This window comes from Winslowiella sp. 2C04 (assembly GCF_050037805.1).
GTDB classification, from domain to species: domain Bacteria; phylum Pseudomonadota; class Gammaproteobacteria; order Enterobacterales; family Enterobacteriaceae; genus Erwinia; species Erwinia toletana_A.
In genome coordinates this window covers 1,283,729-1,307,296 of record NZ_CP188300.1, presented here as the reverse complement: position 1 = coordinate 1,307,296, position 23,568 = coordinate 1,283,729, and the positions used below count along the sequence as shown (strand labels likewise).

The following is a 23,568-nucleotide window of genomic DNA, read 5'->3' as shown; positions in this document are numbered from 1 at the left end:
GAACCGATATGAAAAAGATTTCTCAACTCACCCCGCTGGCTTCGCGCCGCCAGCTATTACTTTCCGGCGTAGCGCTGGCGTTACTGCCGGCGAAATATCTCCAGGCTAAAACAGAGAACGTGACGCTGAAAATCGCTTCGCCCCACAGTAAATCTTCTTCAACCGCCACCCGCGATAAAAAGATCGTGATGATCGACCCGGGTCACGGCGGAATTGACTCCGGTGCCATCGGCCATCAGGGATCGGAAGAGAAACATGTTGTACTGGAAATCGCTAATTACATTCGCCATAAACTCAGCAGTCACCAGAGTATTGAAGTACGCCTGACCCGCGAGAGCGATCACTTTATCCCTTTGTATCAGCGCGTTGAAATTGCCCATCAGCATGGTGCCAGCCTGTTTATGTCGATTCACGCTGACGGCTTTACCAGCCCGGATGCCAATGGCGCCTCGGTGTTTGCCCTGTCGAATCGCGGTGCCAGCAGCGCGATGGCGCGCTATCTTTCAGACAAAGAGAACGCTGCTGACGAGGTTGGCGGCGTCAAAGCCACTGAGAAAGATCGCTATCTGCAACAGGTCTTGTTCGATCTGGTGCAGACCGACACAATCAAAAACAGTCTGATCCTCGGCAAACACGTGCTGAATCAGATCCGTCCGGTGCACCATTTGCACAGTCAGCATACCGAACAGGCGGCGTTTGCGGTGCTGAAATCACCGTCCATTCCTTCGGTGCTGGTCGAAACCTCCTTTATTACTAATCCGGCTGAAGAGCGGCTACTGGGCACTACGGCCTTTCGTCAAAAGATTGCTGGCGCTATCGCAGAGGGCATTGTCAGCTTCTTCGATGAGTTTGATCGTCACAATCGTCGTCCAGGTTAGGTATAATCAGCTTAAATTTTTGCAGATGGCAGGCTTATGAACACTCCTGATATTGCTCGCGTAAAACAGTTTCTGCTCTCGCTGCAGGATAATATTTGTCAGCAACTGGCGCTGGCCGACGGCGTTGCACCGTTCGAAGAGGACAGCTGGCAGCGTGCCGGTGGCGGTGGCGGGCGCAGCCGCGTTTTGCGCAATGGCGGGCTATTTGAACAGGCTGGCGTCAATTTTTCTCACGTGCATGGCGATGCAATGCCTGCTTCCGCCACCGCGCATCGTCCTGAGCTGGCCGGACGCAGTTTTGAAGCGATGGGCGTATCGCTGGTTATCCATCCGGAAAACCCCTATATCCCGACCAGCCATGCCAATGTGCGCTTCTTTATTGCCGAAAAGCCCGGCTCGGAGCCGGTATGGTGGTTTGGCGGCGGCTTTGATTTAACCCCCTACTACGGCTTTACTGAAGATGCACAGCACTGGCATCAAACCGCATTCGATCTCTGTCAGCCGTTTGGCGACGAGGTATACGACCGCTACAAACAGTGGTGTGATGATTATTTTTATATCAAACATCGTGATGAACAGCGCGGCATTGGCGGTTTATTCTTTGATGACCTGAATACGCCGGATTTTGACCGCTGCTTCGACTTTATGCAGGCGGTGGGTAACGGTTTTCTGGATGGCTACCTGCCGATTGTTGAGCGCCGCAAAGCGCTGCCGTGGGGCGAACGCGAGCGTCAGTTCCAGCTGTATCGTCGTGGGCGTTACGTTGAATTTAATCTGGTGTGGGATCGCGGCACGCTGTTTGGCCTGCAAACCGGCGGTCGCACCGAATCGATTCTGATGTCGATGCCACCACTGGTACGCTGGGAGTATGATTACCAGCCGCAAGCCGGTTCGCCGGAAGCGGCGCTGTACAGCGACTTCCTGCCGGTCAGAGACTGGCTGGCAAAATAACAACGCGTCCTCCCCCATTTTAAGGGGGAGGACGACAGGTTTTACAGCGGCTGCGTTTGCGCTTCCACCACCGCCAGTGCCACCATATTGACTATCCGGCGTACGGAAGCAATCGGCGTCAGTACATGCACCGGCTTGGCGATCCCCATTAATACCGGCCCCACCGTTACTCCTTCCGAGCAGGAAACGCGCAACAGGTTATAGCTGATTCGCGCAGCTTCCATATTGGGCATTATCAGAATATTCGCTGCGCCTTTTAACGGGCTGTCCGGCATCAGATCGTGACGAATACTCTCGACCAGCGCGGCATCACCATGCATCTCACCGTCGATCTCCAGTTCCGGCGCACGGGCATTCACCAGCGCCAGAGTTTCACGCATTTTACGCGCCGCCGGTGCATCTGAAGTGCCAAAACTGGAGTGTGACAGCAGCGCCACTTTAGGTTCGATACCAAAACGGCGCACGGTTTCCGCCGCCATAATCGTCAGTTCCGCCAGCTCCTGCGGCGTCGGATCTTCGTTAACATAGGTATCGGCAATAAAGGTATTGCCACTCGGCAGCAACAGCGCATTCATCGCGCCGGCCATTTTCATATCCGGACGAAAACCAAACAGTTTTTCTACAATGTCATAATGCGATTTGTAATCACCAATGGTGCCGCAAATCAGCGCGTCAGCTTCCCCCCGATGAACCATAATCGCGCCAATTAACGTTGGATTACCAATTACCGCGCGCTGTGCCTCTTCGGGTGAAACGCCGCGACGCTTCATGATCTGGTAGTACTCGTTCCAGTAGGCCTTAAAGCGCGGATCGGATTCGTTATTCACCACTTCGAAATCTTTACCGGCCTCAATTTTCAGACCGAGCTTTTTCAGCCGCATCTCAATCACGCTGGGGCGACCAATCAGAATCGGTTTCGCCAGCCCGAGAGTCACCAACTCCTGGGTCGCATGCAGCACCCGCGCTTCTTCCCCTTCAGCCAGCACCACCCGCTGCGGATCTTTGCGTGCCTGAGCGAAGATCGGCTTCATAAACAGGTTGGTGGTATAAACAAACTCCGCCAGTTTTTCGCGGTAGGCATCAAAATTCTCGATGGGTCGGGTGGCAACACCCGAATCCATCGCCGCTTTTGCCACGGCAGGGGCGATCTGCACGATCAAACGCGGATCAAAAGGTTTCGGAATCAGATACTCCGGCCCAAACGACAGCTCCTGATCGCCATAGGCTGAAGCCACCACCTCGCTCTGTTCCGCCAACGCCAGCTCGGCAATTGCATGTACTGCCGCCAGCTTCATCTCTTCATTAATCGCCGTGGCACCGACATCCAGCGCGCCGCGAAAGATAAAGGGAAAACACAGTACATTATTAACCTGATTCGGAAAGTCCGATCGGCCGGTGCAAATAATCGCATCCGGGCGCACCTCTTTCGCCAGCGTCGGCAAAATTTCCGGCTCCGGGTTGGCCAGCGCCAGAATCAGCGGATCTTTCGCCATTCGTCGTACCATATCCGGCGTCATCACTTTCGGGCCGGAACAGCCGAGGAAAATATCGGCATCGGTAATCACTTCATCCAGCGTACGTCTGCCGTCATCCACTACCGCATACGCCGCTTTGGTTTCGGCCATATTCTCTTCACGACCCTGATAAATGACCCCTTTCGAGTCGCACACCACAATATTGTGCTTCTGCATTCCCAGCGCCACCAGCAGGTTCATACAGGCAATCGCGGATGCGCCAGCGCCGGACACCACCAGCCGCACGTCGGAGATATTTTTCTTCACCACCCGCAGTCCATTCAGCACCGCAGCGGTACAGATAATCGCGGTGCCGTGCTGGTCGTCATGAAATACCGGGATTTTCATCCGTTCGCGCAGCGCTTTTTCAATATAAAAACACTCCGGCGCTTTGATATCTTCCAGATTGATGCCGCCGAAGGTCGGTTCCAGTGCGGCAATCACGTTAATCAGTTTGTCCGGGTCCAGTTCATCGATCTCAATATCAAACACGTCGATGCCGGCGAATTTCTTAAACAGTACCCCTTTGCCTTCCATTACCGGTTTACCTGCCAGCGCACCGATATTGCCCAATCCCAGCACCGCGGTGCCATTCGATATCACCGCCACCAGATTGCCGCGTGCGGTGTATTTATGCGCGGCTAACGGATCGCGGGCGATCTCCAGACAAGGCGCGGCGACGCCCGGCGAATAGGCCAGCGCCAGATCGCGCTGGGTTGCCAGCGGCTTGGTCGGAGAAACCTGAATTTTACCCGGGGTGGGGAATTGGTGAAAATCGAGCGCGCTCTGTTTCAGTTGTTCATCCATCGTCTGATTCCTTGGCTTTTATTATGAAAGGCTGGAACCGAACAGTATAAAAGCGGCGAAAGTGGAAAAAACTTGAGCCGCTTCAAACTTTGCCGCAACGAGACGAGGATGTGGAAATAATTTCCAAAGTAAGGATTATCTATAGCCTGAAAAACGGTGCGGGAGCCATTTTCGACTCCCGTGATAATGGCATGCAGAGCGCCAATCGACTGGTAATTATTTGGTCATATTCAGCAAGGTGCGAACGTTCTGCGCCGAGGTAGCAATAATATCAATTGCGCCAGTGCGCAACGCGCCAAGAATCGCCATCGCCTTGGTATTTTCTGCCGCAATCGCGATCACACACGGGATCTTGCGCAACTCTTCGATGCTCAGCCCAATCACCCGATCGTTCATTACGGTATCAACGTGTTGCCCCTGGGCATTAAAAAAATCATAGCCCGCCACATCACCTGTCACTCCCTGATTGAGGCTGGCGTCGATAATTTCATGCGGGCTGAACCAGCCCAGCTTAACCATATAGCTGTTCTCGTTCATATCGCCAATTCCCACCAGGGCAATATCGGCTTTGCGTGCGCGATCCAGCGTTTCTTTAATCGTACCGTTCTGCATAAAAGCGTCTTTAAGCGCACGATTTTCCACATAGGCCGGGGCGTACAGGGTTTCACTGATACCGCCAAATTTTTTGGCCAGGCGGCGACTGATATGGTCGGCATTGATCGCATCACCGGGTCGATGAGTGCCGCCAATACCGCTGATAAAATGGCAATTACGCGTCGGCACGCTGCCGGGATGATCGGCGACCGCCGCGATATTACGGCCCTGACCGACCGCCACCACTGAGTCATCTTTTAAACTTTGCGACAGATACATCGCCACCAGCGCAGCCACCTGCCGTCGCTGTTCTTCGTCATCATGATGGTCGAGAGCAATCAACGCGCGTTGCAGTGGGAAACGCTGCAACAACTGCTGTTCAAGGCGGGTACTGAAAACCGGATGATAGCGCACGTTAATTTCAACAATGCCTTCCTCTTTGGCACGCTTTAATAAGCGCCCCACTTTAATCCGCGAAATACCGAATTTACGCGCAATCTCCTCCTGAGTAATTTCATCCTGATAGTAAGCCACCGCAATTTCTGTCAGTAGCTCGGTATCCTGAGATAGCGTATTTTTTTCCATCCGGACAGTCGCCTCTTCTTATCGCTTTCGTCGGCTGGCGCGGGCTGATTTGCCACGCCGGGGCGTTAATTTATATCATTTTATGCGATCCGGCAGGCGAATTTCTTTTTGCAGTCATCACGCGGGGGCACCCGAAATGATAGCGTGCCAGCCACCATCAGCGCTGGCACGTCGTGGGAGGATTAACGACGGATGGCGTCAATCTTCAGCATGCGGGCAATCACAATATCCAGCTCTTTCTCATCAAAGATCTGTTTCCAGTCTGGCTTAACAATTTTCTCCCGCCCATATTCCATGGCGATCATGCAGGCATCGGAGAAAGGATTAGTGGCGCGGAACGCCACCGCCAGCGCGATCTGAATATGGCCGTACAACATGGCTTTGGCCGCCTCTTCCGGTACGCCTGAATGCTTGACGGTTTCATCCAGCGCTTCCTTCATAAAAGCACCGACCATACAGGCGACGGTTTCCACCAGCGTCGGTTCCAGATAAGCCAGCTGTTTAACCGTTACCCAGTGCACATGTTCTACCGGGCCGTACATCACGCTGATCACTTTGCTCAACTGCTCTTTCTGCTGGTCGCTGCCGCTCTCAAATGAAGCCGCCACATGCTGAATTGCCGCCACGCCGCCAAAGGCGTCGGCATGCTCTTCTTTGGTATAACGCTGAAGGAATACCGACGGATGACACGGATGCGCCACCGCATAGTGTATGCCTTCCCGCTGCGCAATCAGATTGGCATAGGCGGCGGCGGGATCGAGAGTTAACAGCGTGGCGCCGGCTTTCATCTGCGGCACCACGGATTCAGACACGTTGCCCAGCACAATATCCGGCACCGCGAGGATCACCACATCACTGTGCGGTATCACCGATTCCGCGCTGGACAGCTCGCGTCCTTGTGCCGTTACCTGAGCCTGAGCCTGCGGAGCGCTCTCACAGTAAAACACCTGATAGTCGCTATTTTGCAGGTTGGCCGAAATACGCATGCCCATTTTACCGCCTGCGCCAATCACGGTAATGGTGGTTAATTGTGTGCTCATCAGTTACTCCTGGGGTTGTCTGTGACGTAAAAAATCAACGCTTTGTTGGGTCCACTCGGCTTCGCGCAGGCAGGTGCTTGCCGCATCCTGCTGCCAGGGTAGCCAGTGTTCGACGATCTGATTAATGCCGCGCTCTGCGGGACGCACCTGCTCAATCAGCAGGTCATAGTCGAGCAGCCCTTCACCCAGCGGACAGCCGGCCAGCGTAAAGCCGACCCAGCCATCCTGGCGGCTAAAAGCAAAATCTTTGATATGCAGATTAAGTACCCGCCCGGCAGTGTTGGCGATTACCTGTTGCGGCAGCTCCAGTGCCGCCACACAGTTGGCCGGGTCGAGGCAGACGCCGACGGCCGCCGCTGGGAAACGATTGATCACCGACATCATCATGGCGCTGTTCACCTGCTCGTAAGTTTCCAGACACAGCTGCACGCCCTGCTGTTCCAGCTGCGGCAAAATGGTTTCGATCAGCGCCGCCGCTTCCGCCATCGTCGGGCGATGCTGCGCGCTGTTAAACATCGAACGAATTACCCTGACCTGCAATATTTCGGCCAGTTGCAGATAACGCTGTAAGTGAGCGGTTTCCAGCCCGCGCGTTCCCAGCTCCAGCTGTATTCCCAGCGTATCCGCCTGCTGGCGCAGCGCCTGTAACTGGATATCACTCCAGCTTTCAATCTGCGGATAGTCACAGATCTGGAACAGTCTTACTCCCATGCTGGCAGTCTGTTCCAGCATCTGCGGCAGCGTCAGGGGTGCGGGCACCCGTGCAGAACTGCGCCAGAAAAACGCATAGGTACTTAATCCAATCGCCATTTATCCCTCCGTAACCGCTTGTGCCGCTGCCGCCAGCGCGGCAGCCTCGTCGATAATCTGTGCCAGCGCCGATGGCTGATGGGCAAAACGCCCAAGGAACAGTCCGCTGACATGATGACCGAGGCGGCCGAGTAAACCTGGCCCGGCACTGCCACCATAAATAACGCGGCAGTGAACATCACCGAGGTCATTTATCTGGCGTAATCCCTGACAAACTTCAGCAATAAAATCGTCCGGAGCCGGAGCCGGCGCACCAATCGCCCACTGCGGCTCCCAGGCAACAACAATCTCACCACTCAGCTGCTGCTGACGCGCCTCGCTTAATGCTGCCATCAGTTGCTGGCGGCAGATGGCAATCGCCTGCTGGCTGGTGACGTGCTGTTCCTCACCCAGACACAATACCGGGGTTAAACCATTGCGCAGCGCGGCGGCCAGCTTGGCAGCAATCTGCTTATCAGTTTCCGCAAAGTGGCGACGGCGCTCGGCATGGCCAATTTCGACATAGCGACAACCGATTTCCGCCAGCATGGTGCCGCTCACTTCGCCGGTCCATGCACCGCTATCCTCCCAGCAGAGATCCTGTGCGCCGACGCGCACTTCACTCCCCTGAAACGCGGCCCTTACCGCAGGAATCGCCGGAAAAGCCGGTAATACAAACAGGCCGACCTCGCCGGTGACAATCGCCGGATGGCGGCGGGCAATTTCCGCTACCTGCTGGCTCCAGTCCAGCGTCTGCTGATAGCTGAAGTACATCTTCAGGCTAACGCCCAGCGTGATACGCGGCTGTGTCATTCGCTGATCTCCTGTAATTGCTGCACCGGCGTACCAGCCTGCAGCTGAGCCAGCACTTTGTTCACAATCAGCGCCAGCGAAACGGCCCCGGCATCCGGCGTGCCGAGACTTTTTTCCGCCAGCGGCCGCGCACGCCCCATTTTTGGCAGCAGCCCGGCAGTCTCTTCAGCGCTTCGGCTGGCCTGTTTAGCCGCCGCCGCCCAGGCATCCGCTAAGGAATCTCCGGCATTCACCCGGCTGGTTAAGCAGTCACTGAACGGCACCAGCACATCCACCAGCGTTTTATCACCCGGTTTCGCCTTACCGAAATGCATAATGCCCTCTTTCGCATGCTGCACGCCGAGGGCCACACGCTGTGCATTCGGTCGCTGCTGGTCGCCAATGGCGGTGCCGATCGCGGTCAGCGCTACGCCCCATAATGCTCCGGAGGTGCCGCCAGCTTTGTCTGCCCAGGCATCTGCAGCGCGGCATAACAAGGTGCCGGCACCGGCCTGGCGCTGCAGCATCTCGCGGGCTTTTTCCAGTGCGCCAAGAGAGCCGCGCTCCATACCAATGCCGTGGTCGCCGTCACCGGCCACCGCATCGATACGTCCCAACTCATTGGCATTAATCTCAATCACTTCGGCAATCGCTTCAATCATCGACAGCACGCAGCTGGCCGCCTGTTGTGAGACTTTACTGGCAGCAGGCACGGTGTCGATCTCTGGCAAAAGTTGTTCGATATCGCTTAGCGGTTCGGCAATTATCACGCTGCCCTTGCGGAAAGCCGGAGCATTGGCAGGCGCACGCCAGAAGGTTTCCAGTTCATCGTCCAGCCACATCAGCGTCAGCGAGGCGCCGGCCATATTAAAGCTGGTGACGAACTCCCCAACTTCCGGTTCCACCACCTGCAGACCTTCAGCGGCCAACAGCTGCGCCACCCGGCGATACACCACAAACAGCTCTTCATATTTGACCGAACCAAGACCATTGAGGATCACCGCCACCCGCTGATCGCTGCGCGCACTCATCTCTTCCGGACGCTCTTTCATCAGATGGCTGACAAACAGTTCCGCCAGCGTATCGGCGGCTGGGATAGCGCACTCGTCGATGCCAGGCTCGCCGTGAATGCCCATCCCTAGCGCCATGGTGCCGTGCGCCACTTCAAACAGCGGTTGTTGCGCGCCTGGCAGCGTACAGCCGGAGAACGCCACGCCGAGCGAGCGGGTACGATGATTGGCATGACGTGCCAGACGCGCCACCTCGGCCAGCGAATAGCCCGCTTCCGCAGCGGCTGCAGCTGCTTTAAACACCGCCAGATCGCCCGCCACGCCGCGGCGTTTATCGCGTTCGTCCAGCGTCGCGCTGGAAATATCATCGGTTACCGCCAACAGTTCACAGGCTATGCCCTCCGCTTTCAGGCGCTCACAGGCCTGGCCAAAATGCAGCACGTCTCCGGCATAATTACCGAATGCCAGCAGCACCCCACCACCATTTTCGGCAGCACGTGCGACGTTATAGATCTGCTGCGCCGAAGGTGAAGCAAACAGATTTCCCATTGCCGCGCCGTGTGCCATGCCCTGTCCTACCAGCCCGGAAAATGCCGGATAGTGGCCGGAACCCCCGCCAATCACCAACGCCACACTGCCCGGTTTACTGCGGGTGCTGCGGACTACGCCGCCCGACACCTGACGGACTTTATCGGCATTGGCGGCGACAAAACCTTCAATCAGTTCGCTGGCAAACGCCGAGGGTTGATTAAACAGATAGGTCATTGAGATTGCTCCTGTGCAATATGGGCAGACTGAAATCCTGAACGTTTCGCGTTAAGTAACAGCATCAGTAGCGAGGAGAGCAGCATGAACCCGCCGACCACCATCATCGCAACGGTGTAACCGCCGGTCGCGTCATGCAGCATGCCGGTGAGATAGCCCGCCGAAAAACCGGCAACATTGCCCAGGGTATTGATTAGCGCTATCGCTGCCGCTGCCGAAGCACCGGTGAGGAACTGCGTCGGTAGCGTCCAGAAGTTGGGTAACGCGGCGAAGATCGAGCTGGCGGTAATTGAAATCATCAGAATGGTCGCCATCGGCGATTCCATATATAAAGCAAGCGGCACACTGATGGCACCGGTTAACGCTGGCAGCGCAATATGCCAGGTTTTACAACCGCGACGGGTGGCATCTTTCGACCAGAAGTACATCACCACCGCGGCAAACAGATACGGCACGCCGGTGATCAGTCCTTTCTCAATCACGTTAAATGAGGTGCCAAACTGCTGCTGGAACCCAGAGATAATGGTCGGCAGGAAAAATGCCAGCGCATAAAGACCATAGATAAAGCCAAAGTAGATCAGGCACAGCATCCAGACGCGGCCGTTAAACATCACGCTGCGTACGCTGGCGTGACCATTCGGGCTTTTCTGCCGATGCTCTTTTTCCAGCGCGTGGGTCAGCCACTCTTTTTCCTGCTTATTCAGCCATTTTGCCTCACGCGGCGAATCCACCAGATAGAACCACGCGATAATGCCGATGATAATTGCCGGCAGAGACACGCCGAGGAACATTACCCGCCATCCGGATAAACCAAACAGGCCATGCTGCTCAATCAGCGCGGCGGCCAGCGGTGCACCCAGCACCACCGTCAGCGGCTGGGCCAGGTAAAACAGCGACAGCACTTTACTGCGGTGTTGCGCCGGTACCCACATGCTAAGAAACAGAATCGCGCCCGGGAAAAAACCGGCTTCGGCGATGCCCAGCAGCAGGCGCAGAGTATATAACCCTTCGATGCTGCTGACCCAGGTAAACAGCAGCGAGACGATCCCCCAACTGACCATAATGCGCGCCAGCCATTTCCGCGCGCCATAGCGGTGCAGCGCCAGATTGCTTGGTACTTCAAGCAGGATGTAACCAATAAAGAAGATGCCAGAGGCAAGACCAAACTGTGCTGCACTTAGCCCGAGATCCTGCGTCATGCCATTAGGACCGGCAAAGGAGATTGCCGTACGGTCAAGGAAGTTAATAAAAAACATCAGTGCCACAAAGGGCACCAGTCGCCACGAAACCTTACGAATGGCAGATTTCTCAATTGCCTGTTGTTCAGTCACGTTCATTGAACACCTCCGCCAGCTTGCAGTGCGCTGGCAAAGCGTAAGTACCCTGGTGTAGGTGCATTCCGGCGAGGGTGTGCCGGATGGTAGGTCAGCAGAAGGCAGATTTGACGCATGGTTGAGTCCTCAGTGGGTCTTCTTGTGCATTGCATCAATGCGTGAACATATGAACGCTACATGAATTAATGTTCAAACCCTACCCTGTAAAATGAAATCTGTGACCAAGCTCAAAACCTTTAATTGTGACAATTATCGCGAATATAGCGCCAGACTCAACGGCGGCGAGGGTCGCGAAACGGGAGCAGTGTGTTACCTCACCATAAACAAAAGAACAACACTTGAACATATGAACAATTGTGTGGCAGGGTAATAGAGAACCGCCGCCTGGGCTGCCCGGCCATGCAATCCAACCCAGCGGCTCTGATAACCCAGCGGGAGTAACCCTATGTCTTCAATCGCAATTGGTGCCGACGACGCGGCTCTGGAACTGAAAAACCTGATTAAGCAGTTTTTGCAGGATAAAAATATTGATGTCAGCGACTACAGTAACGATGCGCAGACCACCAAACCGATTTATCCGGATATCGCCTGGACGCTGGCTAACGCCATTCGCGACGGTAAACATCAGCGCGGTATTCTGATTTGCGGCACTGGTATCGGCATGGCGATTGTCGCCAATAAAGTGCCGGGCATTCGCGCAGCGCAGTGTCATGACACCTATTCCGCCGAGCGGGCGCGTAAAAGTAACAATGCACAGGTGATCACACTGGGAGCACGCGTGATTGGTCCAGAGCTGGCGCGCAGCATTATTAACAGCTGGCTGAATTCAGAGTTTGAGGGCGGCGGCTCAACGGAAAAAGTTGAGAAGATCGGTTATTACGAGCAGGCAGCGGTCAGCGAAAAGTAATCCGACATGCGGCGCACCTTCTGCGTGCGCCATCACGCTTTTTCATCCAGCTGCTATACTTTTTGTTCAGCTTTTTAACTGTCCGCTACGCGGTCATTGAGCGAACCCATCGCAACAATCAGAGAAAACGCATTTTCATTCCTGGACGTCTGATGCAATGTTTCGCCTAAGAACACTCAGCCGTGTCGGTTAGCGTCGTTGTGTCGTTGGTGCTGAAACCCGATCGGGTCAAGACCGCGACATGCCACTCCAGGTCGCCCGCTGGTTAAAGCGCACGCCCCCTCTGGCAAGACAACTGCGGCGATAACTGCGCCACGGCTCAATTCGCATTATTGATTGCACATCAAGGAGCCATAAGATGAACCAGCTAGAGGCATTAAAACAGTTCACTACCGTCGTCGCTGACAGTGGAGATATTGAATCGATCCGCAATTATCATCCTGAAGATGCAACCACCAATCCTTCTCTGATCCTGAAAGCTTCCGGCCTCGACTCCTATAAACACCTGATTGACGATGCCATCGATTACGCCAAAAAACAGGGCGGCAGCAAAGAGACGCAGATTATTAACGCCAGTGACAAAGTGGCAATTAACCTTGGCCTCGAAATTCTGAAAAGCGTGCCGGGTCGCGTATCGACTGAAGTCGACGCCCGCCTCTCTTTCGATCGCGGTATGTGTGTCACTAAAGCTGAAAAGCTGGTGAGGATGTATGAAGAACACGGCATTGACCGTTCACGCATCCTGATCAAGCTGGCGTCTACCTGGGAAGGCATCCGCGCGGCAGAAGAACTGGAAAAAAATGGCATCAACTGTAACCTGACGCTGCTGTTCTCCTTTGCTCAGGCACGCGCCTGTGCCGAAGCGGGCGTATTCCTGATTTCGCCATTTGTTGGCCGTATTTACGACTGGTACAACACGCGTAAACCTCTCGATCCGTATGTGGTTGATGAAGATCCAGGCGTGAAATCCGTGCGCAACATTTATGAGTATTACAAACAGCATCGCTACAACACCGTGATTATGGGTGCCAGCTTCCGCAAAGTTGAGCAGATCCTTGCGCTGGCCGGTTGCGATCGTCTGACCATTTCACCAAACCTGCTGGAAGAGCTGCAGGCCAGCGATGCGCCGGTTGAGCGTAAGCTGTCGCCATCCACCGAAGCCTTTAACCCGCCAACGCCACTGTCTGAATCCGAGTTCCGCTGGGAACATAATCAGGATCCGATGGCGGTGGAAAAACTGGCGGAAGGTATTCGTCAGTTCGCGGTTGATCAGCAGAAACTGGAAGATGTGCTGGCAGCCAGACTGTAGTTCGTCCGCGGTATTTATTGTGCAATCCGCACGACCGGGCGGCACCAGCGCCGCCCGACAAATTTCCTGAATCAATTCAACAGGGGGGAACATATGTCCTCACGCAGAGAGCTTGCTAACGCCATTCGCGCACTCAGTATGGATGCGGTGCAAAAAGCCAAATCGGGCCATCCCGGTGCGCCGATGGGCATGGCGGATATCGCTGAAGTATTGTGGCGCGATTTCCTCAAGCATAATCCGACCAATCCGGCCTGGGCCGATCGCGACCGCTTTGTGCTGTCAAACGGCCACGGCTCAATGCTGCTGTACAGCCTGCTGCATCTCACCGGCTACGATCTGCCGATGGAAGAGCTGAAAAACTTCCGTCAGCTGCACTCGAAAACGCCGGGTCACCCGGAAATTGGTTACACCCCAGGCGTGGAAACCACCACCGGCCCGCTGGGTCAGGGGCTGGCTAATGCCGTCGGTTTAGCCATTGCCGAACGTACGCTGGGCGCGCAATTTAACCGCCCGGATCATGAGATTGTTGACCATTTCACCTATGTGTTTATGGGCGATGGCTGCCTGATGGAAGGCATCTCCCATGAAGTCTCATCACTGGCGGGTACGCTGGGGCTGGGTAAACTGATCGGCTTCTACGACCACAACGGTATCTCCATTGATGGTGAAACCAAGGGCTGGTTTACCGATGACACCGCGAAGCGCTTCGAAGCCTATAACTGGCATGTGGTGCACGAAATTGATGGCCACGATCCACAGGCGGTCGCCAACGCGATTAAAGAAGCGCAAAGCGTCACTGACAAACCGTCACTGATTATCTGCCGCACCATTATCGGCTTTGGCTCACCCAATAAAGCGGGCAAAGAAGAAGCGCACGGTGCAGCACTCGGTGATGAAGAAGTGGCACTGACGCGTAAAGCGTTGGGCTGGAATTATCCGCCGTTTGAAGTACCGAAAGAGATCTACAGCCAGTGGGATGCGAAAACCGCTGGTCAGCAACGCGAGAAAAGCTGGAACGATAAGTTCGCCGCCTATAAGGCTGCGCATCCGGAACTGGCTAACGAATTTAGCCGTCGTATGGATGGCGGAATGCCGGAAAACTGGCAGGCTGAAACGCAGAAATTTATCGAACAGTTACAGGCTAATCCGCAGAAAATCGCCAGCCGTAAAGCTTCGCAAAATACACTGGAAGCTTACGGCAAGCTGCTGCCGGAGTTCCTCGGTGGTTCTGCCGATCTTGCCCCAAGTAACCTGACGATCTGGTCCGGCTCTAAATCGATCAAGGATGATATTGCCGGTAACTATATCCATTACGGTGTCCGTGAGTTCGGGATGACCGCGATTGCCAACGGTATCGCCCATCACGGTGGCTTTGTGCCTTATACCGCCACGTTCCTGATGTTTGTCGAATATGCGCGTAATGCGGTGCGTATGGCTGCACTGATGAAAGCGCGTCAGATTATGGTGTATACCCATGATTCGATTGGCCTCGGCGAAGATGGCCCGACGCATCAGCCCGTTGAACAGCTGGCCAGCCTGCGCGTCACGCCAAATATGAGCGTCTGGCGTCCGTGCGACCAGGTGGAGACCGCAGTGGCATGGAAACATGCCGTGGAGCGCCATAACGGCCCTACCGCGCTGATCCTGTCACGGCAGAATCTGGCGCAGCCGCAGCGCAGTAATCAGCAGCTGGAAGATATTTCGCGCGGTGCTTACATTTTGCGGGATGCCGATGGCACACCGGATGTGATTCTGATTGCAACCGGCTCCGAAGTGGAAATCACCCTGGGCGCCGCAGAAAAACTGACAGCGGCGGGCCATAAAGTACGCGTGGTTTCGATGCCATCAACCGACCTGTTTGACAAGCAGGATGCCGCTTACCGCGAGTCAGTATTGCCGTCAACCGTTACTGCCCGCGTAGCGGTCGAAGCGGGTATCGCCGACTACTGGTACAAATATGTTGGCCTGAACGGTGCCATCGTCGGCATGACCAGCTTTGGTGAGTCCGCCCCGGCGGAGAAACTGTTTGCCGAGTTTGGCTTCACGGTTGAAAACATTGTCAGCAAAGCGGAAGCCTTGTTAAAGCCGCACTGATTTTGGCTCAGGCAGTAAAGTCGTTAATGATCCGATCCGTAATCCTGCCAGGGGTTACGGATTTTTTTGATTCTCTACCCCAAATTGCTTCTGAATCACCTTCGCGATCGCCGTGACGAAAAAACAAACCGGACAGCCCGCCAGAACGACGACTGGTGCACACCAGCGTTTACAGCAGACATCATTCTGCTCGCTGACTCACCCATAGCGTCGGCCAGTCGTCGCTGCTGTGCCAGGCATCGCAGGTCGACTCTTCAGCATATTCCGCCAGCACAAAACTGCTGCCATTAAACTGCCAGCGCGAAGCGTTGCCGCAGTCCCCTAACCCACGCCCTTTGGCAAAGGTCAGTAGCTGGCTGGTCGCCGCGTCATATTCTGCATTAATCAGTTCCATCTGCTTTTCACTGCGGTTGGGCGGAGTAAAAGGCAGACTGAGCGACAGGCCACGCGCCACATAAGGCAGCGCCCGGCTCACTTCAAACGCCAGTTGAATGACGTTGTATGCCCCCATTTCACAGCTGACCAGTAGTAACGCTTTTTTATCACTTAGCGGCGCAACGCTGACTTCACGGCGCATCGGGTCGAGCGAACACTCATCGGTGTTTACCCGCCAGGTACCGAAATCGATTAATCCCGTGCTCTCTTCGCGCGTCAGCGGCTGTGGCGGATGTTCCGGCCCATGCAGCAGCGGCAACGGCGGCTCAGGGGGGACATCAAATGCCACACGATCTCCGCGCCGCACCCATGCGCTCATGCCATTCACCCTGCCCTGAAGATCATCCATCAGCAAGAGGGCGGCCTTCATACCATGCAGGGAAATCGCCGCCTGCGGGCGAAATGTCAGCTGAATCGTATCGGCGTCCAGCACCTGCGAGAGGAATTCGTCAATTGAAATAGGATGTGAGGTCGAGAGATGATGCGGCTCGACCGTCCAGTGTTTCAGATCGGGGCGCAGACGCTGCTGATCGAGCAGCAGATTCTCTTTTAAGCTGCCACCACTCAGCTCGCCACTCAGGCGATTACCGTAATCAATGCGTAATAATGGGCGATCGTTGACACCGGCGTGACGGGAAATGCTCATCGCCAGACCGTTGTCGCCAGGAAGGCTTCTGGCCTGACAAAAATTAAGGTTATTACAGGTGACTTGCCAGTCGGAAAAAGTCTTTTGCAGCGGCTCTGCCCGCGCACAGGCGACGAAAAGAAAAGGCAATAACAGCAGCGATTTCATCCAATAAGGCATTAAGTAATCAGATCCAAAATAATTGAAGCGGTGATGATAACGCAACGCCAACCCATCAACATGCCTTTATCTGTGACCTGGCCCATAAAGCTGAACCAGGCGGTGAAAGATCGTGCGTCACTAAGCGAAGGGGTAAGCCGTTATCATCCTGACGCAGAGTCAGTGGCTCAATCGGATTTATCGGACAATTAATCGCCGGTAGTGGGGGTGCTGCGTAACACGTTAAGCGATAACATCAGGCTTTCAGCCAACCGGCAATCTGCGCATGTTGCAGCAGCATAATCGTTTTCCCGTCACGGATACGGCCATCTTTCACCATGGTCAGTGCCTCGGGAAAAGGCAGTTCCATCACATCAATATCTTCATCTTCAACCCCACCGCCGCGATTATCACGCAGCGACTCATCGTATTCAGCGGCAAAGAAATGAATCAGTTCAGTGACGCCTCCCGGCGACATATAGGCTTCAAAAATCTTTTCTACTTGTCCGATAGCATAGCCAGTCTCTTCAATCGCCTCTTTACGGATACAATCTTCCGGCGAGTCATCGTCAAGCAGGCCAGCACAGGCTTCAATCAACATGCCATTGTGATTACCATTAACATAGGTCGCGATGCGAAACTGTCTGGTCAGTACCACGCTATTTTTATCGCGGTTATATAACAGGATAGTGGCACCGTTACCGCGGTCGTAGACCTCGCGCTTATGGCGCAGCGTGGAGCCATCTTTGCCGATAAGGTCATAGGTGAAATTGCGTAAAACGAACCAGTTTTCTGACAGGAGTTTATTTTTAATAATTTCAACTTTCGCCGACATACCGTCTCCATACCACAATAAGGGAGCCTGTCATCTTAAGATGCGTAGCGAGAGAAAACTATCTGAAAGCGAAGAATTAGCCGTTGCAGTGGGCCAGCACAGACCAGCCCACCGTGATGCTATGGGTGTGGCTGCTCTGATGCCGGGCGATCTTGTTGGTCAGCGTCTTGATGATCCTGCTCACTGTGTCCGAGCGCATGAACGCGTTTACGCACGCCAAACCAGCCGAGAATCAGCACCACCGCAATCAGTGGAATCGAGGCAATGGTGTAAGTGCCGTTCGGATAATCGAATGCCATCAGTACCAGCACGCTGACGAGGAACAGCAGCGTCAGCCAGGAGGTAAACGGTGCCCACGGCAGCTTAAAGCTGACGTCATCAGCTTTACCTTCTTTGATCGCCTTCCGCAGTCGCATCTGACATACCACGATAAATGCCCAGGAAGAGATAATTCCCAACGATGCCACGTTAAGGACAATCTCAAACACCTGTGACGGCACATAGTAGTTCAGCACTACCCCAATGATATACACGCCAATCGTGACCAAAATACCGGCGAACGGCACCTGCTGTTTGCTCATCTTCGACATAAACTGCGGTGCGGAACCGCCCATCGACATCGATCGCAGAATACGACCAGTAGAATAAAGTCCGGAGTTAAGGCTGGAAAGCGCCGCACTCAGCACCACAATATTCATGATGCTGCCAATATACGGCACGCCGAGTTTACTGAAGAAGGTGACAAACGGACTTTGGTTTGCCTGATAAGCATTCCACGGCAACAGCAGCACCAGCAGTACCACTGAGCCAACGTAAAACAGACCAATACGCCAGATTACGCTGTTAATTGCTTTCGGCAGCATGGTTTGCGGGTCTTTACACTCCCCCGCTGCCGTACCCACCAGCTCAATCGAAGCGAAAGCAAATACCACGCCCTGCACCAGCACTAAAGCCGGTAACAAACCATGTGGGAAAAATCCACCGTTATCACTGATCAGATGGAAACCGGTAGCGTTGCCATCCAGCGGCTTACCGCTGCCCAGAAACACGACGCCGACCACCAGGAAGACGACAATCGCCAGAACTTTCACCAGTGCAAACCAGAACTCCATCTCAGCGAACCATTTCACACCAATCATATTCATGGTGCCCACAATCGCCAGCGCACCCAGTGCAAACACCCACTGCGGTACATCGCCGAACGCGCCCCAGTAGTGCATATACAGCGCCACAGCGGTGATATCGACAATACCGGTCATCGCCCAGTTAACGAAATACATCCAGCCCGCAACATAAGAGGCTTTTTCACCCAGGAACTCACGGGCATAAGAAACAAAACTGCCGCTGCTGGGGCGATGAAGCACCAGTTCGCCTAATGCGCGCAGAATAAAGAAAGAGAAGATCCCGCAGACTAAATAGACCAGAGCCAGTGCCGGACCAGCAGCCTGCAGACGTCCGCCGGCACCGAGGAACAGACCGGTGCCGATGGCACCGCCAATAGCAATCATCTGAACGTGACGATTACCCATCGCTTTTTGATAACCGGTATCATGGGAATTCAACCAGCGTCGTTTTGCAGCGCGAAGTTCAGCTGCGTTTTTTTTCGTAGCTTTCATACCTGTCCTATTTTCCTGTCCATTGATAGAGCGCCTGTACGCTCTTCCCATCGCCGGATGGCGCAACCAAACGTTTGCGCTGCGCCGTCTTAAATGGGTTAAATCGCTATCACTCTGTTATTTATAATGTTACGAGTGCAGCCAAAATAACGGCGATGAATCCTACCCGTTCTCTCAGGGCGAAGCAAAATATCACCCCGGAGAATTCGTTATGATTTGTAATTATGTGGCGTGACAGACAAAAAAAACCGACCGTAAAGGTCGGTCGGTTTAGTCGATGCCAGAAGGCAAACTAAGGCTACAGGGATGGAACAGGCATAATAAGGATTAGCGATAAATCTCTGCGGTACCGCTCCACAGGCTGGAGTCACCCGGGTTATCGACGCCAACAACACGGTAATGGGTAGCGCCCATAGCTTCCGCTTTTTGCGAAAGCATACGCGTTGCGTCATCCAGTGAGCCGCTAACGGCCGAGACAGAAACACTGCCCATACTTTGTAAATCATGCGCCTGCTGACGATTGATCTCAGTCGCTGCCATGGCAGTAAATGAGGTAGTGGCGAACAAGGCGACAGCGATAACTGCTGGTAATTTAATTTTCATCTGATGCTCCTCGGAATTCGTTTTACGCTATTCGTAAGTCGTAAGCTTTTCGTTAATCACGAGATTGATTATTACCGTTACAATGAAAATCAACGTTACGAGCAAGTAAAAGCGTTAAAGCATTGTGAAGAGAATGAGGAGCAGTCCAGGGAAATGTCAGTATTGGTTATTTTTTGTTCGCCAGGTAACGCGATGTGAACAATATAGGTAAAGCAGAAATAGTCAGGGCTGAAATTGGCTGAAGAGTCCCCACTGTAATGCCCTTCCCCGCACACTTCAAGCGCCAGTAAGATCAAACCCTGCGGTTTCAAATCGCCAGATGGCCACTCCGGCAACCTGAATCAAGAGTAATTATCATTTACCAACTTATAGCTATTGCTAACTAATATAGCCAATGCTATACCTGTATACAAAACCGTCTCTGGTTGTTGGGTTTTGATGCCATCTGGTCTGAGGAAAGACTTTTATGACAATAGTCTCTGCAATGAAGTTACCTGTTTTTAATAAGCTACTGGCGAGTTGCTCGCTCGGTTTACTGATGCTTTTTTCCGCAGCCAGCGCCAACGCAGCGGAAAAATTTAAAGTTGTTACCACTTTTACGATTATTCAGGACATGGCACAAAACATTGCCGGAGATGCTGCGGTGGTGGAATCCATTACTCGTCCAGGCGCTGAGATCCATGATTATCAGCCGACTCCGCGCGATGTGATGAAGGCGCAGTCCGCCGATCTGATTTTATGGAACGGCCTTAATCTTGAACGCTGGTTCAGCCGATTTTTCGCCAACCTGCATGATGTCCCTTCCGTGGTCGTGACCGACGGCATCGAGCCAATGCCGATCAGTGAGGGTCCTTATGCCAACAATCCTAATCCGCACGCCTGGATGTCACCTGCCAACGCTCTGATCTATATTGAGAATATCCGTCAGGCGCTGGTGAAGTACGATCCACAGCATGCTGAAACCTATAACCGGAATGCGAAAGCCTATGCTGAGAAAATCTCTGCACTGGATGCTCCGCTGCGTGCTCGTCTGGACAAAATTCCAGCCAGTCAGCGCTGGCTGGTAACCAGTGAGGGCGCATTCAGCTATCTGGCGCGTGATTATCAGTTAAAAGAACTATGGCTATGGCCCATTAACGCTGATGAGCAAGGCTCACCGCAGCAGGTAAAACGGGTGATTGATAGCGTACGTCAGCATCAGATTCCGGTGGTATTCAGTGAAAGTACCATTTCTGATAAACCGGCTAAACAGGTTAGTAAAGAGACCGGCGCACATTACGGTGGCGTGCTGTACGTTGATTCGCTGTCACAGGCTGATGGTCCGGTGCCAACCTATATTGACCTGCTGCAAGTGACGGTTAATACCATCGCTGAAGGATTTGGCCAGTGACCGCGCCCGCCCACCTTTCCGTACAGGATATCACCGTGACATGGCGTAATGGCCATACCGCACTGGCTGATACCAGCTTTGAACTTGATGCCGGTTGCCTGTGCGCCTTGATTGGCGTTAACGGCAGCGGCAAGTCGACGCTGTTCAAAAGCATTATGGGACTGGTAAAGCCGGTGAGCGGTAAGGTGGAAATTAACCATCAGCCGGTGGGCAAAGCGCTACGCAATAATCTGGTGGCCTATGTGCCACAAACCGAAGAGGTGGACTGGAATTTTCCGGTGCTGGTCAGCGAGGTGGTGATGATGGGCCGTTACGGCAAAATGTCATTCCTGCGCATCCCCTCCGCCGAAGATAAACGTCAGGTTGAACAGGCACTGGATCGCGTCGGCATGTTGCACTTGCGCGATCGGCAGATTGGCGAACTCTCCGGTGGCCAGCGCAAGCGGGTATTTCTGGCACGGGCGCTGGCGCAACAGGCCAGTATTCTGCTGCTCGACGAACCTTTTACCGGTGTCGATGTGCAAACGGAAAATGCCATCGTTGATATGCTAAAAGCGCTGCGGGATGAAGGGCATTTATTGCTGGTCTCCACCCATAATCTCAGCGCCGTTCCGGGCTTTTGCGATCGGGTATTGATGATAAACCGCACGGTGATTGCCGCCGGCCCGACGGAAAGCACCTTTACCCATGACAATCTGCAACAGACTTTTGGTGGCGTACTGCGCTATATCAACCTGCCAACGTCGCAAACCGATCTGCCGCCCGCCGGAGACGCACAGCCATGATTGAACTGCTGCTGGAGCCGTTTAACTACAACTATATGGTTAAGGCGATTGCCGTCAGCGCGCTGGTCGGTGCCAGCTGTGCCTTTTTATCCGCTTATCTGATGCTGAAAGGCTGGTCGTTAATGGGCGACGCGCTGTCGCATTCGGTGGTACCTGGCGTTGCTGCCGCCTATGCACTCGGCTTGCCCTACGCGCTGGGAGCCTTTATTACCGGCATGTTGGCCGCACTCGGCATGACGCTGGTGCGTCATCTGACGCGTTTGCGCGAAGATGCCATCATCGGTTTTGTATTTTCGACCTTTTTTGCCGCCGGGCTGTTAATCATTTCGCTCAATCCTACAGCAATTAATATTCAGTCGATTATTTACGGTAATATTCTGGGTATTGCCGACAGCGATGTCATCCAGGTTGCACTGATCAGCGCGATATCGCTGTTGGTATTGTTAGTGATCTGGAAAGATCTGCTGGCGGTGTTTTTCGATGAAGGCCATGCGGTTTCCGTCGGCATCTCACCGTTAAAGCTGAAAATTATTTTCTTTACCCTGCTCAGTGCCTCAACCGTAGCAGCGCTACAAACTGTCGGTGCTATTCTGGTGATTGCCATGGTCATTACGCCGGGCGCCACCGCCTGGCTGCTGACCGACCGTTTTCCGCGACTGTTAATCATTGCAGTGCTGCTGGGTGCGTCAACCAGTGCGGTTGGTGCATGGCTGAGCTATTTCCTTGATGGTGCCACTGGCGGCGTCATTGTCACGCTGCAAACCGCAATTTTCCTGCTGGCGTTCTTCTTTGCTCCGAAATACGGCATGTTTTCACGCCGTGGTAAATCGCGAGGTGCCGTTACATGAGCAGTCTGATGGAGCTGATTACCCAGCCACTTAGCTTCCCTTTTATGCAACGGGCACTGCTGGCGGCGATGGTCAGCGGCATGGTATGTGCCATTCTCTCCTGCTATCTGGTACTGAAAGGCTGGTCGCTGATGGGCGATGCCATTTCTCATGCGGTATTGCCTGGCGTCGTGCTGGCCTGGGTCGCTGGCGCCCCTATCGTGATCGGCGCTTTTGCTTCCGGCCTGCTGTGTTCAGTATTCACCGGCTATATCAAAGATAACTGTCGTATCAAAGAAGATACCGTCATGGGCATCGTTTTTTCCGGCATGTTTGCCATCGGGCTGGTGCTGTTTGCGCGTATTGAAACCGATCAGCATCTGAGTCATATTTTGTTTGGTAATGTTCTTGGTATCAGTAACTCAGAACTGTGGCAGTGTCTGGTTATCAGTCTGATTGTTACGCTGGTGATGCTCATCAAGCGCAAAGATATGCTGCTGTATTGCTTTGATCCGGCACAGGCGCGGGTGATTGGGCTGAAGGTAAAATGGCTGCATTATGGCTTGCTCTGCATGCTGGCGTTAACCATTGTCGCAGCATTACAGGCGATTGGCATCGTGCTGGTGATTGCAATGCTGATTACGCCAGGCATCACCGCTTTTATGCTGTGCCGCCGTTTTAATACCATGTTGATGTGTGCCGTACTGACCTCACTGTTTTCTTCACTGTTCGGTACGCTGGCCAGTTTCTGGCTGGATGCTGCAACGGGCCCCTGCATCGTGCTGACTCAGGCCAGCCTGTTTTTGCTTGCCTGGTTGTTAACGGCGATTAAAAGGCCCAATAAAAACCATCCTGAACAGCTTATCAAAGCGCCTTGATAGCAAAAACAGCGCTATAATAACCGCTTGTTGTTTGTGGAAAATC

The 23,568-nt window shown here is 53.9% G+C and carries 20 protein-coding genes; 9 read left to right on the top strand and 11 right to left on the bottom strand.

Annotation, left to right across the window (positions count from 1 at the left end; genetic code table 11):
• Nucleotides 1-8: 8 nt before the first annotated feature.
• Entirely contained in the window at nucleotides 9-878 is an 870-nt protein-coding gene (gene amiA, locus ACP3TC_RS05650; protein ID WP_426817731.1) for an N-acetylmuramoyl-L-alanine amidase AmiA, read from the top strand.
• 36 nt (nucleotides 879-914) lie between these two features.
• Entirely contained in the window at nucleotides 915-1,829 is a 915-nt protein-coding gene (gene hemF / locus ACP3TC_RS05645; RefSeq protein WP_426817730.1) for an oxygen-dependent coproporphyrinogen oxidase, read from the top strand.
• A gap of 41 nt (nucleotides 1,830-1,870) precedes the next feature.
• Here the strand turns inward: hemF and maeB are convergent, their stop codons facing one another.
• The 7 genes from maeB to ACP3TC_RS05610 form a co-directional block, all read right to left on the bottom strand.
• The gene (gene maeB / locus ACP3TC_RS05640) at nucleotides 1,871-4,150 is read right to left on the bottom strand and encodes an NADP-dependent oxaloacetate-decarboxylating malate dehydrogenase (protein ID WP_426817729.1); all 2,280 of its coding nucleotides are present in this window, start codon (nucleotides 4,148-4,150) and stop codon (nucleotides 1,871-1,873) included.
• 216 nt (nucleotides 4,151-4,366) lie between these two features.
• Entirely contained in the window at nucleotides 4,367-5,329 is a 963-nt protein-coding gene (locus ACP3TC_RS05635; RefSeq protein WP_313853095.1) for a sugar-binding transcriptional regulator, read from the bottom strand.
• A gap of 182 nt (nucleotides 5,330-5,511) precedes the next feature.
• Nucleotides 5,512-6,369: a phosphogluconate dehydrogenase C-terminal domain-containing protein gene (locus ACP3TC_RS05630; protein WP_313853097.1), complete on the bottom strand. Its 858-nt coding sequence runs from the start codon at nucleotides 6,367-6,369 to the stop codon at nucleotides 5,512-5,514.
• Nucleotides 6,370-6,372: 3 nt separating this feature from the next.
• Nucleotides 6,373-7,179: a sugar phosphate isomerase/epimerase family protein gene (locus tag ACP3TC_RS05625; protein ID WP_426817728.1), complete on the bottom strand. Its 807-nt coding sequence runs from the start codon at nucleotides 7,177-7,179 to the stop codon at nucleotides 6,373-6,375.
• Nucleotides 7,180-7,971 carry a triose-phosphate isomerase family protein gene (locus ACP3TC_RS05620; protein WP_426817727.1) on the bottom strand — a complete coding sequence of 264 codons (792 nt, stop codon included), beginning with the start codon at nucleotides 7,969-7,971 and terminating at the stop codon, nucleotides 7,180-7,182.
• Complete coding sequence (locus tag ACP3TC_RS05615; RefSeq protein ID WP_426817726.1) at nucleotides 7,968-9,725, bottom strand: dihydroxyacetone kinase family protein; 1,758 nt, start codon at nucleotides 9,723-9,725, stop codon at nucleotides 7,968-7,970. Before ACP3TC_RS05615 ends, ACP3TC_RS05620 begins: the two co-directional genes overlap by 4 nt.
• Nucleotides 9,722-11,062: an MFS transporter gene (locus ACP3TC_RS05610; RefSeq protein ID WP_426817725.1), complete on the bottom strand. Its 1,341-nt coding sequence runs from the start codon at nucleotides 11,060-11,062 to the stop codon at nucleotides 9,722-9,724. The genes ACP3TC_RS05615 and ACP3TC_RS05610 overlap by 4 nt, the downstream gene beginning before the upstream one ends.
• Nucleotides 11,063-11,504: 442 nt before the next feature.
• Between ACP3TC_RS05610 and rpiB the strand changes: the two genes are divergently transcribed.
• The 3 genes from rpiB (at nucleotide 11,505) to tkt (ending at nucleotide 15,369) form a co-directional block, all read left to right on the top strand.
• On the top strand, nucleotides 11,505-11,966 hold the full coding sequence (gene rpiB / locus ACP3TC_RS05605) for a ribose 5-phosphate isomerase B (RefSeq protein WP_313853102.1): 462 nt from the start codon (nucleotides 11,505-11,507) through the stop codon (nucleotides 11,964-11,966).
• 358 nt (nucleotides 11,967-12,324) lie between these two features.
• A complete protein-coding gene (gene tal, locus ACP3TC_RS05600) occupies nucleotides 12,325-13,275 on the top strand; it encodes a transaldolase (protein ID WP_313853103.1) in 951 nt (316 codons plus the stop codon).
• A gap of 93 nt (nucleotides 13,276-13,368) precedes the next feature.
• The gene (gene tkt / locus ACP3TC_RS05595; protein ID WP_426817724.1) at nucleotides 13,369-15,369 is read left to right on the top strand and encodes a transketolase; all 2,001 of its coding nucleotides are present in this window, start codon (nucleotides 13,369-13,371) and stop codon (nucleotides 15,367-15,369) included.
• Between the two features lie 181 nt (nucleotides 15,370-15,550).
• On the opposite strand, the gene ACP3TC_RS05590 is transcribed toward tkt, so the two are convergent.
• From ACP3TC_RS05590 to ACP3TC_RS05575, 4 genes are all read right to left on the bottom strand, one after another.
• Complete coding sequence (locus ACP3TC_RS05590; protein WP_426817723.1) at nucleotides 15,551-16,609, bottom strand: DUF1176 domain-containing protein; 1,059 nt, start codon at nucleotides 16,607-16,609, stop codon at nucleotides 15,551-15,553.
• 235 nt (nucleotides 16,610-16,844) lie between these two features.
• Nucleotides 16,845-17,423, bottom strand: a complete 579-nt coding sequence (gene nudK, locus ACP3TC_RS05585; protein ID WP_313853106.1) for a GDP-mannose pyrophosphatase NudK — start codon at nucleotides 17,421-17,423, stop codon at nucleotides 16,845-16,847.
• Between the two features lie 119 nt (nucleotides 17,424-17,542).
• Nucleotides 17,543-19,039, bottom strand: coding sequence for an L-asparagine permease (ansP, locus tag ACP3TC_RS05580; protein ID WP_426817722.1), 1,497 nt, complete (start codon nucleotides 19,037-19,039; stop codon nucleotides 17,543-17,545).
• 327 nt (nucleotides 19,040-19,366) lie between these two features.
• The gene (locus ACP3TC_RS05575; protein ID WP_313853109.1) at nucleotides 19,367-19,642 is read right to left on the bottom strand and encodes a YdgH/BhsA/McbA-like domain containing protein; all 276 of its coding nucleotides are present in this window, start codon (nucleotides 19,640-19,642) and stop codon (nucleotides 19,367-19,369) included.
• 538 nt (nucleotides 19,643-20,180) lie between these two features.
• On the opposite strand from ACP3TC_RS05575, the gene ACP3TC_RS05570 reads away from it, so the two are divergent.
• From ACP3TC_RS05570 to ACP3TC_RS05555, 4 genes are read left to right on the top strand one after another with little or no spacing between them, the layout of a single operon-like run.
• A complete protein-coding gene (locus tag ACP3TC_RS05570) occupies nucleotides 20,181-21,032 on the top strand; it encodes a metal ABC transporter substrate-binding protein (protein ID WP_313857774.1) in 852 nt (283 codons plus the stop codon).
• The gene (locus ACP3TC_RS05565; protein WP_313853110.1) at nucleotides 21,029-21,817 is read left to right on the top strand and encodes a metal ABC transporter ATP-binding protein; all 789 of its coding nucleotides are present in this window, start codon (nucleotides 21,029-21,031) and stop codon (nucleotides 21,815-21,817) included. Before ACP3TC_RS05570 ends, ACP3TC_RS05565 begins: the two co-directional genes overlap by 4 nt.
• Complete coding sequence (locus ACP3TC_RS05560; protein ID WP_313853111.1) at nucleotides 21,814-22,665, top strand: metal ABC transporter permease; 852 nt, start codon at nucleotides 21,814-21,816, stop codon at nucleotides 22,663-22,665. The genes ACP3TC_RS05565 and ACP3TC_RS05560 overlap by 4 nt, the downstream gene beginning before the upstream one ends.
• The gene (locus tag ACP3TC_RS05555) at nucleotides 22,662-23,522 is read left to right on the top strand and encodes a metal ABC transporter permease (RefSeq protein WP_313853112.1); all 861 of its coding nucleotides are present in this window, start codon (nucleotides 22,662-22,664) and stop codon (nucleotides 23,520-23,522) included. Before ACP3TC_RS05560 ends, ACP3TC_RS05555 begins: the two co-directional genes overlap by 4 nt.
• Nucleotides 23,523-23,568 lie beyond the last annotated feature (46 nt).

What these genes read in the sequence shown, in the direction of transcription:
- nudK (WP_313853106.1), bottom strand. Translation starts at nt 17,423, where the DNA reads ATGTCGGCGAAAGTTGAAATTATTAAAAATAAACTCCTGTCAGAAAAC.
- tal (WP_313853103.1), top strand. Translation starts at nt 12,325, where the DNA reads ATGAACCAGCTAGAGGCATTAAAACAGTTCACTACCGTCGTCGCTGAC.
- ACP3TC_RS05630 (WP_313853097.1), bottom strand. Translation starts at nt 6,369, where the DNA reads ATGAGCACACAATTAACCACCATTACCGTGATTGGCGCAGGCGGTAAA.
- ACP3TC_RS05635 (WP_313853095.1), bottom strand. Translation starts at nt 5,329, where the DNA reads ATGGAAAAAAATACGCTATCTCAGGATACCGAGCTACTGACAGAAATT.
- ACP3TC_RS05620 (WP_426817727.1), bottom strand. Translation starts at nt 7,971, where the DNA reads ATGACACAGCCGCGTATCACGCTGGGCGTTAGCCTGAAGATGTACTTC.
- tkt (WP_426817724.1), top strand. Translation starts at nt 13,369, where the DNA reads ATGTCCTCACGCAGAGAGCTTGCTAACGCCATTCGCGCACTCAGTATG.
- hemF (WP_426817730.1), top strand. Translation starts at nt 915, where the DNA reads ATGAACACTCCTGATATTGCTCGCGTAAAACAGTTTCTGCTCTCGCTG.
- maeB (WP_426817729.1), bottom strand. Translation starts at nt 4,150, where the DNA reads ATGGATGAACAACTGAAACAGAGCGCGCTCGATTTTCACCAATTCCCC.
- ACP3TC_RS05570 (WP_313857774.1), top strand. Translation starts at nt 20,181, where the DNA reads ATGCTTTTTTCCGCAGCCAGCGCCAACGCAGCGGAAAAATTTAAAGTT.
- rpiB (WP_313853102.1), top strand. Translation starts at nt 11,505, where the DNA reads ATGTCTTCAATCGCAATTGGTGCCGACGACGCGGCTCTGGAACTGAAA.
- ACP3TC_RS05610 (WP_426817725.1), bottom strand. Translation starts at nt 11,062, where the DNA reads ATGAACGTGACTGAACAACAGGCAATTGAGAAATCTGCCATTCGTAAG.
- ansP (WP_426817722.1), bottom strand. Translation starts at nt 19,039, where the DNA reads ATGAAAGCTACGAAAAAAAACGCAGCTGAACTTCGCGCTGCAAAACGA.
- ACP3TC_RS05590 (WP_426817723.1), bottom strand. Translation starts at nt 16,609, where the DNA reads ATGCCTTATTGGATGAAATCGCTGCTGTTATTGCCTTTTCTTTTCGTC.
- ACP3TC_RS05575 (WP_313853109.1), bottom strand. Translation starts at nt 19,642, where the DNA reads ATGAAAATTAAATTACCAGCAGTTATCGCTGTCGCCTTGTTCGCCACT.
- ACP3TC_RS05615 (WP_426817726.1), bottom strand. Translation starts at nt 9,725, where the DNA reads ATGACCTATCTGTTTAATCAACCCTCGGCGTTTGCCAGCGAACTGATT.
- ACP3TC_RS05625 (WP_426817728.1), bottom strand. Translation starts at nt 7,179, where the DNA reads ATGGCGATTGGATTAAGTACCTATGCGTTTTTCTGGCGCAGTTCTGCA.
- ACP3TC_RS05555 (WP_313853112.1), top strand. Translation starts at nt 22,662, where the DNA reads ATGAGCAGTCTGATGGAGCTGATTACCCAGCCACTTAGCTTCCCTTTT.
- amiA (WP_426817731.1), top strand. Translation starts at nt 9, where the DNA reads ATGAAAAAGATTTCTCAACTCACCCCGCTGGCTTCGCGCCGCCAGCTA.
- ACP3TC_RS05560 (WP_313853111.1), top strand. Translation starts at nt 21,814, where the DNA reads ATGATTGAACTGCTGCTGGAGCCGTTTAACTACAACTATATGGTTAAG.